The 20,425-nt window shown below is 71.1% G+C and carries 14 protein-coding genes and 1 tRNA gene; 5 read left to right on the top strand and 10 right to left on the bottom strand.

Features of this window, described 5'->3' with window-relative positions; genetic code table 11:
- Positions 1-11 precede the first annotated feature (11 nt).
- Positions 12-1,079, bottom strand: coding sequence for a class 1 fructose-bisphosphatase (locus ACZK5D_RS11225; RefSeq protein WP_463665326.1), 1,068 nt, complete (start codon positions 1,077-1,079; stop codon positions 12-14).
- A gap of 11 nt (positions 1,080-1,090) precedes the next feature.
- Entirely contained in the window at positions 1,091-2,494 is a 1,404-nt protein-coding gene (locus ACZK5D_RS11220; protein ID WP_463665325.1) for a ribulose-bisphosphate carboxylase, read from the bottom strand.
- Between the two features lie 246 nt (positions 2,495-2,740).
- On the opposite strand from ACZK5D_RS11220, the gene ACZK5D_RS11215 reads away from it, so the two are divergent.
- Together ACZK5D_RS11215 and ACZK5D_RS11210 are read left to right on the top strand one after the other, a co-directional pair.
- Entirely contained in the window at positions 2,741-4,930 is a 2,190-nt protein-coding gene (locus ACZK5D_RS11215; RefSeq protein ID WP_463665324.1) for a sensor histidine kinase, read from the top strand.
- Positions 4,927-5,565: a response regulator gene (locus tag ACZK5D_RS11210; protein WP_463665323.1), complete on the top strand. Its 639-nt coding sequence runs from the start codon at positions 4,927-4,929 to the stop codon at positions 5,563-5,565. The genes ACZK5D_RS11215 and ACZK5D_RS11210 overlap by 4 nt, the downstream gene beginning before the upstream one ends.
- Here ACZK5D_RS11210 and ACZK5D_RS11205 read toward each other — a convergent pair.
- The 3 genes from ACZK5D_RS11205 to ACZK5D_RS11195 are packed head-to-tail and all read right to left on the bottom strand — an operon-like array spanning position 5,527 to position 8,264.
- Entirely contained in the window at positions 5,527-7,038 is a 1,512-nt protein-coding gene (locus tag ACZK5D_RS11205) for a multicopper oxidase family protein (RefSeq protein ID WP_463665322.1), read from the bottom strand. The genes ACZK5D_RS11210 and ACZK5D_RS11205 overlap by 39 nt on opposite strands.
- Position 7,039: 1 nt before the next feature.
- Positions 7,040-7,522, bottom strand: coding sequence for a hypothetical protein (locus ACZK5D_RS11200; protein WP_463665321.1), 483 nt, complete (start codon positions 7,520-7,522; stop codon positions 7,040-7,042).
- 16 nt (positions 7,523-7,538) lie between these two features.
- Entirely contained in the window at positions 7,539-8,264 is a 726-nt protein-coding gene (locus tag ACZK5D_RS11195; RefSeq protein WP_463665320.1) for a hypothetical protein, read from the bottom strand.
- A 242-nt stretch (positions 8,265-8,506) separates the two neighbouring features.
- Between ACZK5D_RS11195 and ACZK5D_RS11190 the strand changes: the two genes are divergently transcribed.
- Positions 8,507-9,778 carry a glycosyltransferase gene (locus ACZK5D_RS11190; RefSeq protein ID WP_463665319.1) on the top strand — a complete coding sequence of 424 codons (1,272 nt, stop codon included), beginning with the start codon at positions 8,507-8,509 and terminating at the stop codon, positions 9,776-9,778.
- Positions 9,779-9,995: 217 nt separating this feature from the next.
- Positions 9,996-11,435, top strand: a complete 1,440-nt coding sequence (locus tag ACZK5D_RS11185; RefSeq protein ID WP_463665318.1) for a DUF2252 domain-containing protein — start codon at positions 9,996-9,998, stop codon at positions 11,433-11,435.
- A 186-nt stretch (positions 11,436-11,621) separates the two neighbouring features.
- Here ACZK5D_RS11185 and ACZK5D_RS11180 read toward each other — a convergent pair.
- From ACZK5D_RS11180 to gyrB, 4 genes are all read right to left on the bottom strand, one after another.
- A tRNA-Ile gene (locus ACZK5D_RS11180) sits at positions 11,622-11,695 on the bottom strand.
- Positions 11,696-11,762: 67 nt separating this feature from the next.
- Positions 11,763-12,656 carry a DUF3566 domain-containing protein gene (locus tag ACZK5D_RS11175; RefSeq protein ID WP_458995567.1) on the bottom strand — a complete coding sequence of 298 codons (894 nt, stop codon included), beginning with the start codon at positions 12,654-12,656 and terminating at the stop codon, positions 11,763-11,765.
- The gene (gyrA, locus tag ACZK5D_RS11170; protein ID WP_458995566.1) at positions 12,649-15,258 is read right to left on the bottom strand and encodes a DNA gyrase subunit A; all 2,610 of its coding nucleotides are present in this window, start codon (positions 15,256-15,258) and stop codon (positions 12,649-12,651) included. Before gyrA ends, ACZK5D_RS11175 begins: the two co-directional genes overlap by 8 nt.
- Before the next feature lie 492 nt (positions 15,259-15,750).
- Complete coding sequence (gene gyrB, locus ACZK5D_RS11165; RefSeq protein WP_458996476.1) at positions 15,751-17,748, bottom strand: DNA topoisomerase (ATP-hydrolyzing) subunit B; 1,998 nt, start codon at positions 17,746-17,748, stop codon at positions 15,751-15,753.
- A gap of 484 nt (positions 17,749-18,232) precedes the next feature.
- Here gyrB and ACZK5D_RS11160 point away from each other — a divergent pair, with 484 nt between their 5' ends.
- Positions 18,233-18,982, top strand: coding sequence for a sulfite exporter TauE/SafE family protein (locus ACZK5D_RS11160; RefSeq protein ID WP_458995565.1), 750 nt, complete (start codon positions 18,233-18,235; stop codon positions 18,980-18,982).
- Positions 18,983-18,997: 15 nt separating this feature from the next.
- On the opposite strand, the gene ACZK5D_RS11155 is transcribed toward ACZK5D_RS11160, so the two are convergent.
- The gene (locus ACZK5D_RS11155) at positions 18,998-20,326 is read right to left on the bottom strand and encodes a M23 family metallopeptidase (RefSeq protein ID WP_458995564.1); all 1,329 of its coding nucleotides are present in this window, start codon (positions 20,324-20,326) and stop codon (positions 18,998-19,000) included.
- Positions 20,327-20,425 lie beyond the last annotated feature (99 nt).

Genomic DNA, 20,425 nt, shown 5'->3' with positions numbered 1-20,425 from the left:
TCTCCGTCTTCCTATGGCTCGATGAACAGGGTGCGGCTGTGGAACAGGGGATACGACGAGCCCTCGTCGAGCCCCTGCTCGTGCTCCACGAAGTAGCGCTCGACGCGCGCCACCTCGTCGGCCGCTCCGAAGTGGATGGGCAGGCGCTGGGTGAGCGAGGTGGGAACCACGTCGAGGACGCGCTGGACGCCGGTGGTGGCCGCGCCGCCCGCCTGCTCCGCCAGGAGCGCCAGCGGCCCGGCGTTGTGCATGAGCGGCACCCCCCAGAGGGCTCCGCGACGGCCGGTGTCGGGCGCCATGAACATGCCGCCGTGGACCAGGATGCGGAACGCCCCGATGACGGCCGAGGCGTTCCAGCGCATCTTGAAGTCACGCCCGCGCGGTCCCTCCTTCCCGCGGAGGCACTCGTCGACGTAGCGCTTGGTGGGCGCCGGCCAGTGCATCGCCTCCGACGGGTTGATGGCGAAGCTGTCGGACCTGCTGGGGATGGTCATCCCCCGATCGGTCAGCACGAAGTTGCCGACGTCGCGGTCCAGGGTGAAGCCGTCCACCCCACGCCCCGTCGTGAGCACCAGCAGCGTGCTGGGCCCGTACAGCCCCAGCCCGGCGCACAGCTGCCTGGTGCCGGGCTGCAGGAAGTCGGCCTCGGTGCAGGGCACGTCGACGTCCGGGCGCTCCAGGATGGAGAACGCCAGCCCCGCCGTCTGGTTCTCGCACAGGTTGACCGACCCGTGCAGCGCCTCGAAGAGCAGGAGGTACCGCGCGCGGGACGAGCGGGAGACCGGGTGGATGCTCGGGTCCCCGGCCACCGACACGGCGGCCAGCTGCTCGATGCCGGCGGCCTGCTCGAGCAGGATCCGGGTGGCGAGCCGGCGCAGCCCCCGGTGCAGCTGGGCGTGATCCCCCTGGCCGTCGTCCGCGACGGCGCCCAGCGCCAGCGGGCCACGGCTCACCATGGCGGCGGTGAGCTTCACCGACACCGCGACCGCGCTCAGGATGTGGGCGTAGTCGTGGGCCGGGGAGTCGTCGCGCCCGTCGTGGAGGTCCAGGAGGTACTGGGTGAAGGTCCGCGGCGCCATGACCGTCCCCCTCAGGGGGTGCCGACGGAGGGGGCGGGTCCGCCGGAGACGCCCAGCCTCTGGCGCCAGCCTGGGAAGAGCGCGTCCGCGTCGGCCGGGAAGGACTCGAAGGCCCGCGCGAACTCGCGGTGCTCGAGCGCCCACTCGACGGGGTCCGCGCCCGCCGCCCAGCACTCGTGCGCCTGCCGGAGCGACCGCCCGCCAGCGGCGGCGCCGTCGAGGTGGCCGTACGCGCCGCCGCCAGCGGTGTTGATGACGTTGGCGTGGCCGAGGTTGGCGAAGAAGCCGGGCAGCCGCAGCGCGTTCATGCCGCCGGAGACGATCGGGGTGGTGGGGCGCATCCCGAACCACTCCTGGTGGTAGACGGGGCCCTGGTACTCGTCGCGTTCGCAGATGTAGGCGATGGCGCGATCGTCGCGGGCGCCCTCCATCTTCCCGTACCCCATGGTGCCGACGTGGATGCCCGAGGCGCCCTGCAGCCTCGCCATCTTGGCCAGCACGTAGGCGGTGTAGCCGCGCTTCGAGCTGGGCGAGGTGATCGCGCCGTGGCCGGCGCGGTGGTAGTGGAGGTACTGCCTGGAGAAGTACCGGCGGGCCGTCGTCACGGCGCCGGGGCCGCCGACGTAGCCGTCGACGAGGAACGCCACCTTGTCCGCGTCCGGCCCGAAGGCCTCCAGGATGAACTCGCCGCGGGCGATCATCTCGGCGTGGTCGTCGGCCGTGATGTTGGCGCTGAACAGCTTCGCCTCGCCGGTGGCGTCCATCGCCCGCTTCATCGCGTCGTAGACCAGCGGGATGGTGGTGCGCATGGGCGAGAACACCTGGTTGCCCTGCGGCTCGTCGTTCTTGATGAAGTCCCCGCCCAGCCAGAACTCGTAGGCGGCCCGCGCGAAGGGCTCGGGGCGGAGGCCCAGCTTCGGCTTGATGATGGTTCCGGCGATGTAGCCGCCGTCGGTCACGGGCCGGCCGAGGATCCGCCAGAGGTCCGCGATCCCCATGGCGGGGCCGTCGAACAGGTTGATCGCGGCCCGCGGCACGTAGAAGTCGTACATCTTGGCGTAGGCGATGTCACCCATGCCCTGGTTGTTGCCGATGGTCAGGGTGAGGAACGAGACCATCATCATCCGGCCGTCGGTGATGTTGCGGTCGAAGAGGTCCAGCGGGTAGGCGATCCGCATCTCCTCGTTGGCCTCGTCGACGTGGTAGACGATCGCGTCGACCCCCTTGGTGAAGTCGTCGGTGGTGGACACCTCCACGTTCGTGCCCGTCGAGGACTCGGCGGCGAAGTGGGCCGCGGCCTCCAGGTAGGAGCCGGACTTCGGCTTCATGGTGTAGGCGCACAGGATGTGCTGTCCTCCGGCGATGAGGTCGTCCTCGCGGAGGCTGAGATCGGTGTAGCGGGCGGTTTGGTCCACGGTGACTCCTCGAAGGGACGGGTCGAGCTTCGGTGCTGCAGCCTGCGGTGACCCTCAGGGTAGGTCACTACATCGCGTAGTACCTCGGGCGGGTCGCGTTGGTGCGCGTCGGCGAGGCACGCCTGCACAGATGGGCAGGGACCCCAAGGGTCGCGGCGGTGCCCCACCCCCGGGGGGCCGTGGTGCCCGGCCTCTGGTCACCGGATGGGTGTTCTGGGACGATGACCTGAACGGGAGGAGACTCCGGTGTCGCCGCCAGCCCGAGGTCCGCAGTGGGACGCCCTCGTGGGCGCGCTCCTCGCATGCCTGACGGCCGTCGTGTTCGTGGGGTTCCGGCTCGTGATCCCCGCCGAGTGCGCGTGGCTCACCCCGCAGGCGGCCGCGTTCAGCGCCGACGGCGTGCTCCCCCAGGTGCACCCCGACTGCCCCCTGCCCGCCGGCAGCCTGGTCACCGGTGCGCAGGTGGTCGACGGGCGTGCCGACCTGACGGTGCAGCCCGGGTCGACGGTGGTGCCTCTGGACCTCGTGGCCCAAGCGGGTCCGCTGGCGCTCCAGGGCTGGCGGGCGGGCGGCACGCTGCTGTTCGTCACCGCGCTCTTCGCGCTCGCCGGCTTCGCGCTCAGCCGGCGGCAGCAGGACCCGGCGGCCGGCTCCAACCTGGTCTTCGGGGCGGCCCTCTTCGGCAGCACCGTCGTCACGGTGGCGGGGCTGCCGCCGTCGTGGGCCTTCGAGGGGAACCTGCGCTGGCTGTTCGTCGCGAACGTCGGCTTCTTCTACACGCTGGCGTGGAGCTCGATGCTCGCGTGGGCGCTCCAGTTCCCCACCCCCCTGACGCCCTGGCTGCGCGGGCTCCGGGCCAGGGTCCTGATCACCTGGGTGCCGCCGCTGCTGTGGGCGGCGCTGGCGATCGTCGTGGGCGCTGGTGCGGCCTTCCCCGCCTGGATGGCGCGGGCGGTTCCCCTTCAGACCGCCTTCACCCTCGCCGGGCTGTGCGGCTCGCTGGGGGTGCTGGTCCTGCGGCTGTCGCGCGCCCGCCGCCTGGGCGTGGACCCCGTCCACCGGCAACAGCTGGCGTGGCTGGGCGGCTCCGGGATCGTCGCGGGGCTCCTGGCGCTGGCGTTCTGGATGGTGCCGTCGCTCCTCATCGGGGCGTCGCTGCTGCCCGACGAGCTGATCGGCCTGCCCGGCCTGTTCTACGTGGCGGGGATGAGCATCGCGATGCTGCGCTACCGCCTGTTCGACCTCGACGTCGTCCTCGGGCGGACGCTGGTCTACGCCGCGCTCACTGTGGTCGCGGTGAGCGTGTACCTCCTCACGGTGGCGGTGCTGACCACCCTGGTGGCCGGCCAACCCACCGGTGTCGCGGTGGCGGGCGCGGTGGCCGTGGCGATCCTGGTCAATCCCGTCCGGGTGTGGTTGGAGCGATTGGTCAGCCGGGGCCTCTACGGCGACCGCGACGATCCCTACGTGGCGCTGGCCCGGCTGGCGGGCCTGCTCGGGGCGCGCGAGGTGTCGTGGCGCGAGGTGGCCGCCGACCTCCGCCGGGCGCTGCGCGTGCCCTACGTGTCGGTGACGACGGAGCAGGGCCCGCTCGCCGAGGCCGGCATCCGGCCGGACGACGAGGCCCGGCTTCGCGTCACCCCCCTGGTGCACGCCGACGTCACGCTGGGCAGCCTCGTCGTGGCCACCCGCGGCCGTGGTGGCGGCTTCGCCCCGGCCGAGCGCCGGCTGCTCCAGGACCTCGGCAACCAGGTTGCCTCGGCGCTCCACGAGGAGGGACTCGACCGGGAGGTCCGCGCCTCCCGGCAGCGCCTGATTCTGGCCCGCGAGGACGAGCGGCGGATGCTCCGCCGGACCCTGCACGACGACGTGGGCCCCACCATCGCGTCCATCCCCCTGCGCGCCGAGACCGTCCGCCGGCTGATGGCGTCGCGCGGGGCGAGCGCGGAGGTGGCGGGGATCCTGGACCGGATCGAGCAGGATGCGGGCCGTGCCGCGGACGCGGTGCGGCACCTCGCCTACGACCTCCGTCCGCCCGTACTCGACGACCTGGGCCTGGCCTCGGCGCTCGAGGAGCTGGCCGTCAGCCTGGCGCCGATGGCCGTGCACCTCGACCCCGGCGGCCTCGGATCGCCCGGCGCCCCGCTTCCGCCCGCCGTCGAGGTGGCGACCTACCGCATCGTGTCCTCCGCCCTGGCCAACGCGTCCCGGCACGCCCAGGCGCAGTCGTGCTGGGTGACGCTCCGCCGCGTCGACGCGGCGCTGGAGATCGAGGTGGCCGACGACGGTGTCGGCCCACCCGCAGACCTCCACGCGGGGGTGGGGATCACCGCGATGCGGGAGCGGGCGGCCGAGCTGGGCGGGACCTGCACCATCGAGGCCCGGCCCTCCGGCGGCACCGTGCTGCGCGCCGTGCTACCGATGGAGGAACCATGAGCCCCACCGCCTTCCGCGTCCTCGTCGTCGACGACCACCCGCTCTACCGCGAGGGCCTCGTGGGCCTCCTCGGCACCACGGACGACCTGTCGGTCGTCGGCCAGGCGGCCGACGGCATCGAGGCGGTCAGGCTCGCGTCCGAGCTCTCGCCCGACGTCGTGGTGATGGACGTCACCATGCCCGGACTCGACGGGATCGAGGCGACGAGGCAGATCGTCGCGGCCGCGCCCGACGTGCGGGTCCTCATCCTGAGCATGCTCGACGACGCGAGCGTCGCGGATGCCGTGGCGGCCGGGGCGCGCGGGTACGTGGTGAAGTCGGCCACCCCCGACGCGACGCTGGCCGCGATCCGGTCGGTCGCGCAGGGCGACATCATCTTCTCGGCGGCCCTGGCGTCGCGGCTCTCCGCGATGGTGGCGGGCGGCGGCGGGCGGGCGCCGTTCGTCGAGCTGACGACGAGGGAGCGGGAGGCCCTGGCGCTCATCGCCAAGGGCTGGGACAACCCCCGCATGGCACGGCACCTCGGGATCGCGGACAAGACCGTCAGGAACCTGGTCTCGCTCATCCTGGTCAAGCTGCAGGTGGCCGACCGCGCCTCAGCGATCGAGAAGGCCCGGCGGGCCGGGCTTGGCTGACCGCCTACTCCGGGTGGTTCCCGTGCTCGCCGCCCACAACGTAGGGGCTCCGGTAGCCTCGTAGGCGAGGTGGGTCATCAGCCCCTCCCGCGCGTGCGGGAGGTTGTGGCAGTGGTCCATCCAGATGCCCGGGTTGTCGGCGACCATCTCCAGCTCATAGGTCTCGCCCGGCTCGACGTTCAGCGAGTCGACGAGCCACGGCGATCCCGTGGCCAGTACGCCGTCGCGGGCGACCACCAGGAGGTGGTGGCCGTGCAGGTGCATCGGGTGCACCTCGCCGCTCTCGTTCGACACCAGGAACCGGACGCGCTCCCCGGTGCGCACCATGAACATCGGCACGTCGGGGTACAGGCCGCCGTTGATCGTCCACCACGAGCCCGGCCGGCCGTCGAGGAGCCCGATCCCCCGCCCGATGCGGTACTCGAAGGTGCGGTCCGGCTGCCCCATGCTCCCGACGGTCGGGTCCGGGGCGCCGTAGCCGAGGAGGTCCACCAGCGCCCGGGGGGCGGGCGAGTGCGGCGCCCCGGTGCCGCCCAGCGACACTGACGCCCCCGCGAACTCCACCCGGGCTCCGCCGGTCGGCACCACGACCTCCAGGTCCGCGCGCCCGCCCGCGGTGACCACCAGGGCCTTCCCCTCCACTGGATCGGGACGGTGCACCGTGCGGCCGTCGACCGCGACCACCCGGTAGGCGGCCCCGGACACCCATACCGGCATCGGGCCCGCGTCGGTGTTGATCACCCGCACCCGGGCGGTGTCCCCCGGGCGTGCCGGGTGCGCGAAGCCGCCTGCCGCCCCGTTGACCGTGCGGGTCCCGGCGTAGGCGTGCACCAACGCGGTGACGTCCTGCACCCGCGGACCCGGCGCCGCGGGGTCCACCACCAGCGCGCCCAGCAGCCCGCCGCTGACCTGCGGATGGGACACCTGGTGCGAGTGGTACCAGTAGGTGCCCTCCTCTGCGACGAAGCGGTAGACGTACCGCTCCCCGGGCGCGATCGCGTCCTGCGTCACGCCCGCGACGCCGTCCATCGCGTTGGGCAGGTCGACGCCGTGCCAGTGGAGCGTCATCCCGTCCGCCACGTTCTGGTTGGTGACCTGAACCTCGACCAGTTCCCCGGCCCGGGCGCGGATGGTGGGCCCCGGCGTAGTCGAGTTCAGGGTGAAGCCGTCGAACGGGGGGACCCCGGCCAGCGTCACCCGTTCGGCCCTCGCCACCAGGTCCACCAGGACGTCCGGCGCGCGGTCGGGGTCCGGCACGAGGGTGGCGATGTCCACCCCGTCCTGGCCGTGATGGTGCTGGCCCGCCCCCTCCGGCCGCGGGCCGCCGCCGTAGTCCGGGTAGCCCATCGAGGTCATGGAGTACGTGTCCGGGAGCAGGCTGGCCGCCAACGCCCAGGCGGAGGACCCGAGGGCCAGCACCAGGACCCCGGCGCCGACAACCCGCCGCGACACCGACGCCCTGGTGCCGCTCACGTCACACCGCCACCGATCCCCTGGCGGTCTCCGGTGCCGCGACGCCGGCCGCCGCGAGCGGCGTCCGCGCATGGCGCATGGCGGACACGGCCGCCAGGAGCAGCACGAGCGCGTTGAGGCCGTGGAAGATCGCCAGGACCGCCAGGCCGTGCGCGGCGTACCCGAGGGTCATCTGCAGCGCGACGAGCCCGAGCACGATCGCGGCCCGGACGATTGCGCGCGGGACCCTTGTGAAGAACGACACCACCATCAGCGCCAGCGCGACCGCGGGGATGACGATGCCGCCGTTCAGGCCGTGGATGAGGATGCCCAGGACCTCCGGGAACGGGAGAGGCCCGCCAGTGTCCTCCATCATCGACTTGTCCACGACGGCGCCGCCCATGATGTAGGCGCCGAGGCCCGCGGAGGCCCAGGCGTGGGAGGCGGCCTGCACGCCCACGAGGGCGGCGACTGTGCCCGCAAGAATGCGGTAGACGGTGACCATGTTCAGTGTCCTTCCGTTACGCGGACGCCTGCTGCGTCCGGCTGGTCATGGGTGGAGGTGTCGACGGGGCGGCGGGCCGCAGGTGGCGGCCGAGGAGGACGAACCAGAGGGGCCAGGCGAGCCAGAGCGCGCCCCCGATCGCGACTCCCGGGTACAGCAGCGCCTTCGCCGCCGTCGAGCCCCAGGGGAACAGGAAGGAGGCACCGGTCAGCGTGAGCCCCGCGGCCAACCCGTAGCCCACGGCCCCGCCCGTCCTCCAGACGGATCTGGGAATCCGGGGATCGCGTGAGTACGCGGTGTTCAGCCAGGCCATCCAGGCCGCCTGGAGCGTGATGGCCGCCATCGAGATCGCCGTCGACGGCTCGAACGGCAGCACCTGGGCGACCAGGAGCACCCCGGAGGCGGCCGCCACCAGGCACGTGCCGGTGATCAGCTGGACGAAGCCCCGCTCCCGCGCCGTCCGGGCGGCCCGACCGCTGAGCCGCGGCACCAGGATGGCCAGGAGCACGTTGCCCGCCGCGCTGAGGAGGTCGTTGATCGGCCCCCAGGGCGCAGCGCTTCCGCCCCGCGCCAGAGAGACGAACATCACGATGAGGAAGGCCCCGGAGGCGAGCATCACCACGCCGAGCGCCACCAGCCGGGCCGCGTCGCCCTGGTCGGGCTCCGGCGCGACGAACACGACGGCGACCCTCGGCTCGCCGGGCCGGTCCTGACCCGTGCCGGGTGAGGGGGTGCTGGACATCTGCTGCTCCTTCCGACGGTGCGTTGACCTCCAGTCTTGGCCGCGGTTGTCCCGGGCGTCACGGGACAACCGTCCCGACCGGCCGGGATCCCGCGCCTGCCGCGACCCTCGCGCGGTCGGCCGCGTCGCGCTCCCGGCGCCGCCCGGCCATCCCTCCTGAGAGGACGGGCGCCCGAGTCGCCGGGGCGCGGCAACGTCGCGTACCGTGCGTCTCGCACCCGGTGGATCGCCAGGAGGAACCCGTGACCCGTCCCACACGCAGGCTCGTCCTCGTCGTGCGCGCCGACCCAGTGATCTGCGGCCACTCCGGTGAGGCGCGCAACCTGGCGGAGGCCGCCCTGGATCAGGGATTCGACGACGTCCGCATCGTCACGTGGCCGCTGGAGCGGCTGATCGAGTCCGAGCTGCCGCTCAAGCCGCTCGACTCCATCACCCCTTATCGCGACGGGATCACGGTCGAGCGCCCCGAGCCCGTCGGCAACTACAAGATCCTCGACGGCCGCTACCTCGCCGGGCTGACCGGCCGGCTCTTCGAGCTGTTCACCGACGGCGTCCCCACCGTCTGCATGTCCCTGTACCTCACCCCCCACGCGGTGGCGGTCGACGATGCCCTGCGCGCGGCGCACCGCTCGGGGCTCCCGGTGCGGGTGGTCACGATCGCCGAGGCCGTCGGGTCCGACATCACCAACGTGGTCTGCAACTGCATCGAGTCTGGGCGCTACGGCGCGGCCGCCCACCTGCTCACCACCTACCTCGCCAACGACCTGTGCGTGGCGGTCTCGGAGTACACGCGCGACCTGATCGTCGCCGAGGCTGCCCTGCTGGACGCCGACCACGGCACCGACTTCGCCGAGCAGTGTCGTCGCAGGGTCCAGATCTCCTACCCGGCCATCAACGCCGCCCAGTTCACCGACCTGGACCCGGAGGTCACCGACGCCGCCCTCGCGGCGCGCGGCCTGTCGCGCCGGGGCTACGTCCTCTTCCTCTCGCGGCTCAGCCTGGCCAAGGGCGTCGACGATCTCATCGAGGGCTTCGGGCGCAGCGCGGCGAGCGAACGCGTCCGGCTCGTCGTCGCCGGCAACGGACCCGAGGCGGCCGGGCTCCGGGAGCTGGCCGCCGGGTCACCCGTCGCCGACCGCATCACGTTCCTCGACGACGTCAGCGACGACGAGAAGCCCCACCTCATGGCGGGGAGCGCGGCGTTCGTGCTGCCCAGCAAGCCCATCCCGGAGTTCGTCGAGACGTTCGGGATCGCGCTGGCGGAGAGCATGCTCGCCGGCGGTGGACCGGTCATCACGACGACGACGGGGGGAATCGGCGAGGCCGTCGGCGACACCGCGCTCCTCGTCGCCGTCGAGGATCCCGACGGCATCGCCGCCGCGCTGGACCGGGCGGTGGTGGAGATGACCGACGACGAACGCCGCGAGCTGGCAGGGCGCGCCCTCGCGCACGCCCTGCAGTTCGACCGCACCGCCGTCTACCGGCGTCTGCTCGCGAGGGTGCCGTCCCCCTGAGCCCAGCCATGAACCCAGCCCCACCCGGGGCCGGAATCCCCCCGTGGGGGTGATGACCGCCGGATCGGCCTCCGCCAGGATGAGCCGTCGGCCAACGGTGGCGGCACACACGAACTCACGGACATCTCGCGCAGCCGATCCTGCACTGGGGGGTGTCGCGGTGATTCGCCCGGCTGAGGGAGCCACCTGAATCGAGGGTGATGTGGCAAAGGGTCGAATGAGCAGTGTCGAGGCGTTGACCCCCGCGCGGCGGAAGGGCTCCACGGCGAAGTCCGCGACGTTCACGGCGAGTCGGGCGAGGGGGCGGGAGGCGAGGGAGGAGGTTCCCCTCGAGGATCATGCGGTCTTCAGCCCCACGTCGCTGCGGCCGGATCCGCTGGAGCTTCTCGAGCGTCAGGGGGCCGACCGCGTGCCCGAGCTCCTGCCGATCAGGTACGGGCGCATGGTGTCCTCGCCGTTCGCCTTCTACCGCGGCGGCGCGCTGCTGATGGCGGCAGACCTGGCCTCGACGACCAACTCCGGCCTCCGGGTGCAGCTCTGCGGGGACGCGCATGTCAGCAACTTCGGGTTCTACGCCTCGCCCGAGCGCAACCTGGTCTTCGACCTGAACGACTTCGACGAGACGTTGCCGGGGCCGTTCGAGTGGGACGTGAAGCGACTGGCCGCCAGCCTGGAGATCGCCGCCCGGAGCCAGTCGTTCAGCGACCGCGATGCGAGGTCGATCGTGCTGAGCGCGGTGCGTGGCTACCGGGAGGCGATGATCGAGTTCGCGGCGATGCCCACCCAGGCGGTCTGGTATTCGCGGCTCGACGCGAAGCACCTGCTGGCCGAGCTACGCGGCAACACCAGCCCGCAGCGGCTGCGGAAGACCCAGACGCTGCTGGAGAAGGCGCCCACTCGGGACAGCGTGCAAGCGTTCAGCAAGTTCACGGACATCGTGGACGGGCAGCCCAGGATCATCTCCGTGCCCCCTCTGATCATGACGCTGGAGGACCTGCTCCCCGCAGAGGTCGCGGAGGCCCTGCTCGCGCAGATGGGCGAGTTGCTCGCGGCGTATCGGCGCAGCCTGTCCTCCGACCGGCAGCACCTGTTCGACCAGTACCGTTTCGTGCATATGGCCCGCAAGGTGGTGGGCGTCGGTAGCGTCGGGACCAGGGCGTGGATCCTCCTCCTCGAGGGGGCGGGCGCGGGTGACCCGCTCGTCCTCCAGGCCAAGGAGGCGCAGTCGTCGGTGCTCGAGCAGTTCCTGGGAGTCAGCGAGTACACCAACCACGGCGAGCGGGTGGTCGCCGGTCAACGCCTCCTCCAGGCGGCCAGCGACATCTTCCTCGGTTGGCAGCGCACCAACGGTCTCGACGGGGTCGATCGTGACTACTACGTCCGGCAGCTCCGCGACTGGAAGGCCTCCGCCGAGGTGGAGGGCGCCCGCCCCAGTGGATCACGCGTCTACGCCCGAATCTGCGGGTGGACCCTCGCCCGCGCCCATGCCCGGTCGGGCGAGCGGGTGGCCATCGCGTCCTACCTGGGAAAGCGCGAGACGTTCGACCACGCCGTCGCCGAGTTCGCCGTCGCCTACGCCGACCAGAACGACAAGGACCACGCCGCGCTCCGCGCGGCCATAGACGACGGACGGATCCAGGCCCAGGAGGGCGTCTAGCGCGAGGACTGACCCGGCCGGGGAGGAGACGACGCAAAGCGGCGGATCCGGTGGCGTAGTCGGCACCAGATCCGCCGAATAGCCTGGCGTCCCTTGGCGCGCCAACCAGGTGCTCCACACCGACCCAACTCCGACTCACTGTCGAGAGGAAAAACAAAACCCCTAGTCACCTAGGGGTTCTATCGGTGGGCCTAACTGGACTTGAACCAGTGACCTCTGCCTTATCAGGGCAGCGCTCTAACCGTCTGAGCTATAGGCCCGTTCACCGACGCGTAACTCTAGCGCACCGCTTCACGGGACGGCAAACCGGCCTCCCACATCGACGGATCAGTCCTCGGCGAGGGTGATCTCGAGGCCACCCATCACCGTCGCGGCCAGGTTGTAGAGGAACGCGAACAGCGTGGCCACCGCCGTGATGATCACCACGTCCACCGCCGCGACCACCGTCGCGAAGCCCAGCACACGGGAGGCGCTGAGGAAGTCTCCGATGTTGAACGCCGTGTCCTGGTCGCCGATGAGGGTGTTGATGAAGGTGTTGGCGGACTCCAGCGCGCCGGACCCGGCGAGCACGGACCACAGCACGAAGGCCGCGACCACCATCATCACGCCGAACGCGATGGAGAACAGGAAGGTGGTCTTCATCACCGACCACGGGTCGATCCGCGACAGCCTCAGCCGCGCCTTGCGGGTGCGACGACCCGTCCTGGCCGGGCGGGCCACCTCGGACGCCCCGCCCTCCACGGGCACGAACGTGGCGGCGCGCGACGGCGTGGTCACCACGCCGGGCACCACGGGTGAAGCGGCCTCACCGGACGCAGCGACCGCGGGGTCCTCGCCCGGTGCGGCTGCGGGGCGCGCGACGGCTCCCGCCACCGCGACCTTCGCCTTGGTGGCCCACTCCTGCGCCACCCTGGACGCCCGCCCCGCGACGGCGGGGATGGTGCGGGTCTGATCCTTTGCGTCGTCGTCGCTCACCGCCGGCTGGCCGGCTGGGGCGGCAGGACGTGACTCGAACGAGGGGCCGGAGGGGAGCACCGGGGCCGACGAGCCCCTGGCGTCCCAGTCCGACGGCGAGGCGTCGCCGCTGGGCGTGGGGCTCCACTCCGACGCGCTGCCGTTCGCAGAAGCGTGCGCGGCACCGTCGTCCGGCTTCCGCTGGGGGGAGAAGTCGAGGCCGGGGGCCCCGGAGGCTGATGGCCAGCGCGGCGAGTTGTCACTCATCTGCGCCCTCCTCGCTGTTCGGCTCCTGCTCCGCCAGGGTGGCGTCGCTGTCCTCTACCGTACCCTCTGAGTGACCTGTCGCCTCGTCCTCGCCGCTGGGATCCTCGGCCTCGCCGGCCTCTGACTCCGGGTAGAGCGCGATGGCGCCCACCGAGTCGTCGCCCTTGACGCCCACGAACTTCACGCCCATGGTGTCGCGCCCCTTGACGGGCACGTCCGCGACGGCGGAGCGGGTGACCTGGCCGGAGACCTTGATGGCCAGCACCTCGTCGGCCTCGCCGACGATGAGCCCGCCCACCAGGGAGCCGCGGTCCTCGTTGAGGCGCATGGCCTTGATGCCCAGCCCGCCGCGACCCTGGACGCGGTAGTCCTCGACGGCGGTGCGCTTGGCGAACCCGCCGTCGGTGACCGTGAACACGAACTGGCCCTCCAGGTCCTCGTCAGCCCGGAGCACGGCCATGGACAGCAACTCGTCGCCGCGGCGGAACTTCATGCCCGTCACGCCGGAGGTGGCGCGGCCCATGGGGCGCAGCTGCGAGTCGTCGGCCTTGAACCGGATGGCCTGCCCCTTGCGGGAGATGAGGAGCACGTCGTCGTCGGAGCTCACCAGCGAGGCGCCGATCAACTCGTCGGACTCCTCGCGGAAGTTGACCGCGATGACGCCCGCCTGCCGCGGCGAGTCGTACGCCTTGAGCTCGGTCTTCTTCACCAGGCCGTGCTTGGTGGCCAGGAGCAGGTACTCGGCGTCCTCGTAGCTGCGGATGGCGAGCACCTGCGCGATCCGCTCGTCCGGCAGGAAGCTCAGCAGCCCGGCGACGTGGCCGCCCTTGGCGTCGCGGCCGGCCTCCGGCAGCTGCCACGCCTTGGCGCGGTAGACCCGCCCGAAGTTGGTGAAGAACAGCAGCCACTGGTGGTTGGTGGTCATGAAGAGGTGCTGCACCTCGTCGTCGGCGCGCAGCGTGGCGCCGCGCACGCCCTTGCCGCCGCGCTTCTGCACCCGGTACTGGTCCGCGCGGGTGCGCTTGGCGTAGCCGCCGTGCGTGATGGTGACCACCACGTCCTCGTCGGGGATGAAGTCCTCGTCCGAGAAGTCCCCGTCGGCCGCGACGATCCGGGTCCGCCGGTCGTCGCCGTACTTGTCGACGATCTCCTGCAGCTCGGTGGCGATGATGCTGCGCTGCCGCTCCTCGCTGGCCAGGATGTCCTTGAGGTCCTGGATCTTCGCCTCGAGCGTCAGCAGGTGGTCGATGATCTTCTGCCGCTCGAGGGCCGCGAGGCGCCGCAGCTGCATGTCGAGGATCGCGGTGGCCTGCACCTGGTCGATGTCGAGCAGGTCCATCAGACCCTCGCGGGCCTCGTCGGTCGACGGCGAGCGCCGGATGAGCGCGATCACCTCGTCGAGCGCGTCGAGCGCCTTCACCAGCCCGCGGTAGATGTGGGCCTGCTTCTCGGCGTCGTCGAGCTGGAACTGGGTGCGGCGGCGGATGACCTCGAGCTGGTGCTTGATCCACAGGGAGATGAACTGGTCCAGCCTCAGGGTGCGGGGCACCTCGTCGACGATGGCGAGCATGTTGCAGCCGAACGTGTCCTGCAGGGCGGTGTGCTTGTACAGGTTGTTCATCACCACGCGCGGCTGGGCGTCGCGCTTGAGCACGATGACCAAGCGCTGCCCGGTGCGGGCGGAGGTGTCGTCGCGGACGTCGGCGATGCCGGTGAGCTTGCCCGCGTTGACCAGGTCCGCGATGCGCTGCGCGAGCGCGTCCGGATTGCACATGTAGGGCAGCTCGGTGACGACGAGGAGCTGGCGGCCCTTCGGGTCCTCCTCCATGTCGATGACGGCGCGCATGGTGACCGAGCCGCGCCCGGTGCGGTACGCCTCCTCGATGCCGGAGCGGCCGACGATGAGGCCGCCGCCGGGGAAGTCGGGGCCCTGGATGCGGTGCATGGCCGCGTCGAGGAGTTCCTCGCGGGTGGCCTCGGGGTGGGCCAGCGCCCACTGGACGGCGTCGTTGACCTCGCGCAGGTTGTGCGTGGGGATGTTGGTGGCCATGCCGACGGCGATGCCGGTGGAGCCGTTGACGAGCAGGTTCGGGAAGCGCGCCGGGAGGACGACGGGCTCCTCCTCGCGGTTGTCGTAGTTGGGCTTGAAGTCGACGGTGTTCTGCTCGATCTCGCGCACCATCTCGACGGCGAGCGGCGCCATCTTGCACTCGGTGTACCTCATGGCGGCGGCCTTGTCGTTGCCCTGGCTGCCGAAGTTGCCCTGGCCGGTCACCAGCGGGTGCCGCATGGCCCACGGCTGCGCGAGACGCACGAGGGTGTCGTAGATGGCGGTGTCGCCGTGGGGGTGGTAGAGGCCCATGACCTCACCGACGACGCGGGAGCACTTGTTCCATCCGCGGTCCGGGCGGTACCCGCCGTCCCACATGGCGTAGAGGACGCGACGGTGGACCGGCTTGAGCCCGTCGCGCACGTCCGGCAGGGCGCGCCCGACGATGACGCTCATCGCGTAGTCGAGGTAGGAGCGCTGGATCTCCACCTGCAGGTCGATGGGGTCGACCCGGCCCAGCGAGGGCGGGATCAGGGTGCCGTCGTCAGCCATGCGTAGTGAACCTTCCGGGTGGAATCGTGATCGGGCTCAGGCGCCCCGAAAGGAGCCTGATTCCTGGCCATTCAGTTGTGCGACCAAAACAACCCCCGAAACCTGGAGAGGCTGTCCCGCTCGCGAAGCGCCCAGCAAACGCCCGAAGGGGTCTGATTGCTAGCCATTCAGTTGTGCGACCAGAACCAACCCCCAAACGTGGAGAGGCTGTCCCGCTCGCGAAGCGAGCCCAGGAGACGCTCCGAAGGAGCCTGTCTCCTGGCCTATGAAGTTGTGCGAGCGAAGCGAGCTCCGCGGGGGCCTGGGGGCATCGCCCCCAGTGGGGGGTCTGGGGGCGTAGCCCCCAGTGGGGGGTCTGGGGGCGTAGCCCCCAGTGGGGGGCCTGGGGGGACAAAACACACAACGCTAAATCCTAAAGAAGCGCCCAACACGTGGGGGGTTTGGGTTTTCTCCCCCCCGGTGTGTAGTTGTGGGGGGCGAAGCCCCCCAGTGTTAGATGTCAAGGAACCGCACATCGCGCGCGTTGCGCTGGATGAACGTGCGGCGCTGCTCCACGTCTTCGCCCATGAGGATGGAGAACATCTGGTCCGCCATGGCGGCGTCGTCGATGGTGACCTGGAGCAGGATCCGGTTGTCCGGGTCCATCGTGGTGTCCCACAGGTCGTCGGCGTTCATCTCGCCGAGTCCCTTGTAGCGCTGGATGGGGTTGACCTGCGGCAGCTTCTTGCCCTCGGCCAGCCCCTTGTCACGCAGGGCGTCGCGCTCCGCGTCGCCGTAGGCGAGTTCGTGGGCCGCGTTGCTCCAGCGGAGCCTGAACAGCGGCGGCTGGGCGAGGTACACGTGGCCGGCCTCGATCAGCGGCCGCATGAACCGGAACAGCAGCGTGAGCAGCAGGGTGCGGATGTGGGCGCCGTCGACGTCCGCGTCGGCCATGAGGACCAGCTTGTGGTAGCGCAGCTTGTCCAGGTCGAAGTCCTCCTGCATGCCGGCGCCGAGGGCGTTGATGATCGCCTCGACCTCCTTGTTGGCGAGGATGCGGTCGATGCGCGCCTTCTCGACGTTGAGGATCTTGCCGCGGATGGGGAGGATAGCCTGCGTGCGGGGATCGCGGGCGGAGCGGGCGGAGCCGCCTGCGGAGTCGCCCTCGACGATGAACAGCTCGCATTCGCTGGGGTCCGTGGACTGGCAGTCCACCAGCTTGCCGGGGAGTCCGGAGCCGCCGAGGAGGCCCTTGCGGGAGCGGGCCATGTCGCGGGCCTTGCGGGCGGCGATCCGCGCGGCGGCCGCGGACTGCGACTTGCGGACGATGTCCTTGCCCTCGGCAGGGTTGCGCTCGAACCAGTCCCCCAGGCGGTCGTTGAGGACCCGCTGCACGAAGGACTTGGCCTCGGTGTTGCCGAGCTTGGTCTTCGTCTGGCCCTCGAACTGCGGCTCGGACACCTTGATGGAGACGATGGCGGTGAGGCCCTCGCGGATGTCGTCGCCGGAGACGCGGTCCTCGCGCTTCTTGATCAGACCCCAGGACTCGCCCCATCGGTTGACGGTGTTGGTGAGCGCCGCCCGGAAGCCCTCTTCGTGGGTGCCGCCCTCATGAGTGTTGATGGTGTTGGCGAAGGTGTAGACGCTGTTGGTGTACGACGTGTTCCACTGCATCGCGATCTCCACCCCCATGCCCTGTTCGGGCGCGTGTGCCTCGACGGCGATGACGGTGGGGTGGATGGCGTCCTTGCCGGAGGAGAGGTACTTGACGTAGTCGATGAGGCCGTCCATGTACTGGAACTCGTCGTAGGGGGTGTCGGTCTCCCCCTCGTCGCCGGTGGCCACCTGGCGGTCTTCGCGGAGGTCGATCAGCGAGATCCGCAGGCCCTTGTTGAGGAACGCCATCTCGCGGAAGCGGGTGGCGAGGGTGTCGTAGTTGTAGTGCGTGGTCTCGAAGATCTCGTTCGACGGGTAGAACGTGATGGTGGTGCCGGTCTGGTCCGTCTCCTCCATCTGCTGGAGCTCGGTCACGGGGGTGCCGAGGTGGAACGTCTGCTGCCAGCGGTAGCCGTCACGCGAGACGTCGACGATGAGCTTGTCCGACAGCGCGTTGACCACCGAGGAGCCGACGCCGTGCAGGCCGCCGGAGACCTTGTAGCCGCCGTCGCCGAACTTTCCGCCGGCGTGCAGCACCGTCAGCACCAGCGTGACGGTGGGGATATTCTCGATGGGGTGTTCCTTGACCGGGATGCCGCGGCCGTTGTCCTTGACCCGCACGCCCCCGCCGTCGAGGAGCTCCACCTCGATGGAATCGCAGTAGCCGGCCAGGGCCTCGTCGACGGAGTTGTCCACGATCTCGTAGACCAGGTGGTGGAGGCCGCGCTCGCCGGTGGAGCCGATGTACATGCCGGGGCGCTTCCGGACGGCCTCGAGGCCCTCGAGGACGGAGATCTGGTCCGCGTCGTAGCTGCCGGTGACCGTGTTGTCTGCTGAGTCCTGCAGGCCCTCCATGCGCTCACTCGGGGCGTAGTCCTCGTCCACCTGCACGTCGTCCGTCACAAAAGCTCCTGTCCACACAAACGGGCGCCGGGCTGGCCGGCGCCGTTGATCGTGCCAATTCTACCGCGTTCGCGCACAAAACCGGACATCGTGGAGGGGTGAAACCGGCCTGGGACGGGCCCAGCGACCCATTGGCGCCGATACTGGGGGCAGATGCATGGTCCCCTATCCCTCCGGAGCCCGCAGCGCGCCAGATCGGCGGCGAGGCGTTGGGCCGAATTCCGGGGTCGACGGGCTTGAAACGCTCAAATCGACGAATCATCGGCTGGTGGCGCGGCGCGGGCTCAAGTGGCAGTCCCTGCACTCGGCGGCCGCGTCCGGCTCACCTGGCTGTCGCGGCATGGCGGGGTGGTCCGTGGCCGTGGCAACAACGCTGCGCGGTTGGGGCGACAGCGGGGCGATCGAGTAGCCTGCCCGCGACAGAGGGAGGCGCCCCGTGGAGTGGACGTGGATCGCGGCGGCCGCTGCCGCGCTGATCATCGGCATCGCGAAGACCAGCTTCGGCGGCCTCGGCTCCCTGGCCGTCGCCCTGCTCGCGCTGGCGCTGCCCACCAAGGAGTCGACGGCGGCCGCGCTGCTGCTCCTCATCACCGGCGACATCATCGGCGTCCTGCGCTACCGCCGCTCAGCCGACTGGTCGCTGCTGAAGGCGCTGCTGCCCTCCGTGGTCCCCGGCATCCTGCTGGGCGCTCTCTTCATCCAGTTCGTCGACGACCTGGTGCTGCGCCGCTCCATCGGCGCCATCCTCCTGGCGTCGGTGCTCATCCAGCTCGTGCTGTCCACCCTGGCGCGACGGCGGGCGCCTGACCCCACCGTCGACATGGGTCCGCCGCACCGTGCCCTGACGGTGGGCGCTGGTGTCGCGGCGGGGTTCACCACCATGGCGGCCAACGCCGCGGGACCGGTGATGGCGGTCTATCTGCAGCTGGCGAAGGTGGAGAAGATGCGCTTCCTCGGCACCTCGGCCTGGTTCTACTTCATCGTCAACGTGGCCAAGACCCCGCTCACGGCGTCGCTCGGCCTGTTCACGCCGCAGGTGATGACGACGGTGGCCTGGGGCATTCCCGTGGTGCTGCTCGGCACCGTCATCGGGGTGGCGCTCATCCACCGGGTGCCTCAGCGCACCTTCGACGTGTTGACCCTGCTCACCTCGGTGATCGCGGCGGGGGCGCTGCTGATCATCTAGCGATGCGCGACGGCCTCAGGGCGTGGCGGACCCGCTGTCGGAGGTGGGCGCCGGCTCGGGCTCCGGCGGTGGTGGCGGAGGAGGCTCGGGCTCGGGCTCAGGCTCCGGTGGCGGGGGCGGTGGGGCCTCAGTCGTCGGATCGGGCGCGGGCGCCTGCGTGGTGGGATCCGGCGCGGGGGCCTGGGTAGTGGGATCCGGCGCCGGGGCCTGGGTGGTCGGCTCAGGCACCGTCGTCGACGGTGGCGGCGAGCTCTCCGGCGCCGTGCTGGAGGGAGCGGAGGACGGTGTGTCGCTGACCGAGGGGTCCGGGCTCGCGGTGGTGGGCGAATCCGAGGGGCTGGGCGACGCCGGGTTGGAGGGGCTGGGGCTGGGGCTGTCGCTCGGGGAGGGGAGGAGCCACGAGCTGTCACTCGCCGACGGGCTCCCGCTGGGTGAAGGACTCGGACTTCCGACCAGGCTGGCGATGAGGCTGTCCCACACGCTCTCGCTGGGCACGGCGGAGGAGCCGTCGCTGGGCGAGGCACCCAGGATCAGGCTGGGGGTAGTGGGCGAGCCGTTCACGTCCAGGAAGGCGATGTCACGCAGGTCCACCCGCGACGCCTGGCCGTTGAGCCACGGCTCCGGATTGGTGAACCGGCCGTTGACGATCACCTCGAAGTGGAGGTGGCAGCCGGTGGAGTAGCCGGTGTTGCCCACGCGCCCCACGCCGTCGAGGGCGTCGACCTGTTGGCCCACCCGCACACCGATGGCGGAGAGGTGGTTGTAGGTGGTGACCACGCGGTACCCGCCGAGCATCCCGTGGTCGATCTTGACCTGCACGCCGTTGCCCCCGGCCCAGCCCGAGGACACGACGCGCCCGGCGGCAGCGGCGCCGACGGGGGTGCCACAGGAGGCGGCGAAGTCGAGGCCGGTGTGCAGCTTCCACACGCGCAGGATCGGGTGGTACCGCATGCCGAACACCGACGTGCGGCGCCCGTTGACGGGCATCGAGAGCAGGTCGTCGCTGCCGGCCTTCCCCACCGACCCGAGGGAGCTCTCCTCAGGGATGCTCTTGGGGGGTGGGGGCGGAGGGGCCTCCGCGGGACGGGGGCCGTCGAGCGGGACGATCTGCGGGGTGGGCGCGCTGAAGGGATCGAACTCGCCCGGCGCCTCGTCGAACGACCAGCCCTCCAGGCGGTAGCCCATGGGCCCCGTCGGCGACGACGTGGAGGTGGGCGCGGCGATGGGGCCAGGCGCCACGAGCATCACCGGGGGAACGGGCACGGCCTCGACCGCCGTCAGCGGGTCCTGCCCATAACTGACGGCTCCTCCCACAAGGGCCGCCGAGATCGCTGCGGCGATCACCGACGATAGCCCTCGAAGCTTCATCCAGTCCCCCGATACCGGTTCGCTCGTGCCCATCCATCGAATCACTTTGGGGGCCGGATTGGAAGGAGTTGCACC

Source organism: Tessaracoccus yangjingae (assembly GCF_055326235.1).
Note: the sequence above shows the minus strand (reverse complement) of the source record. Positions and strands in the feature narration are given on the sequence as shown.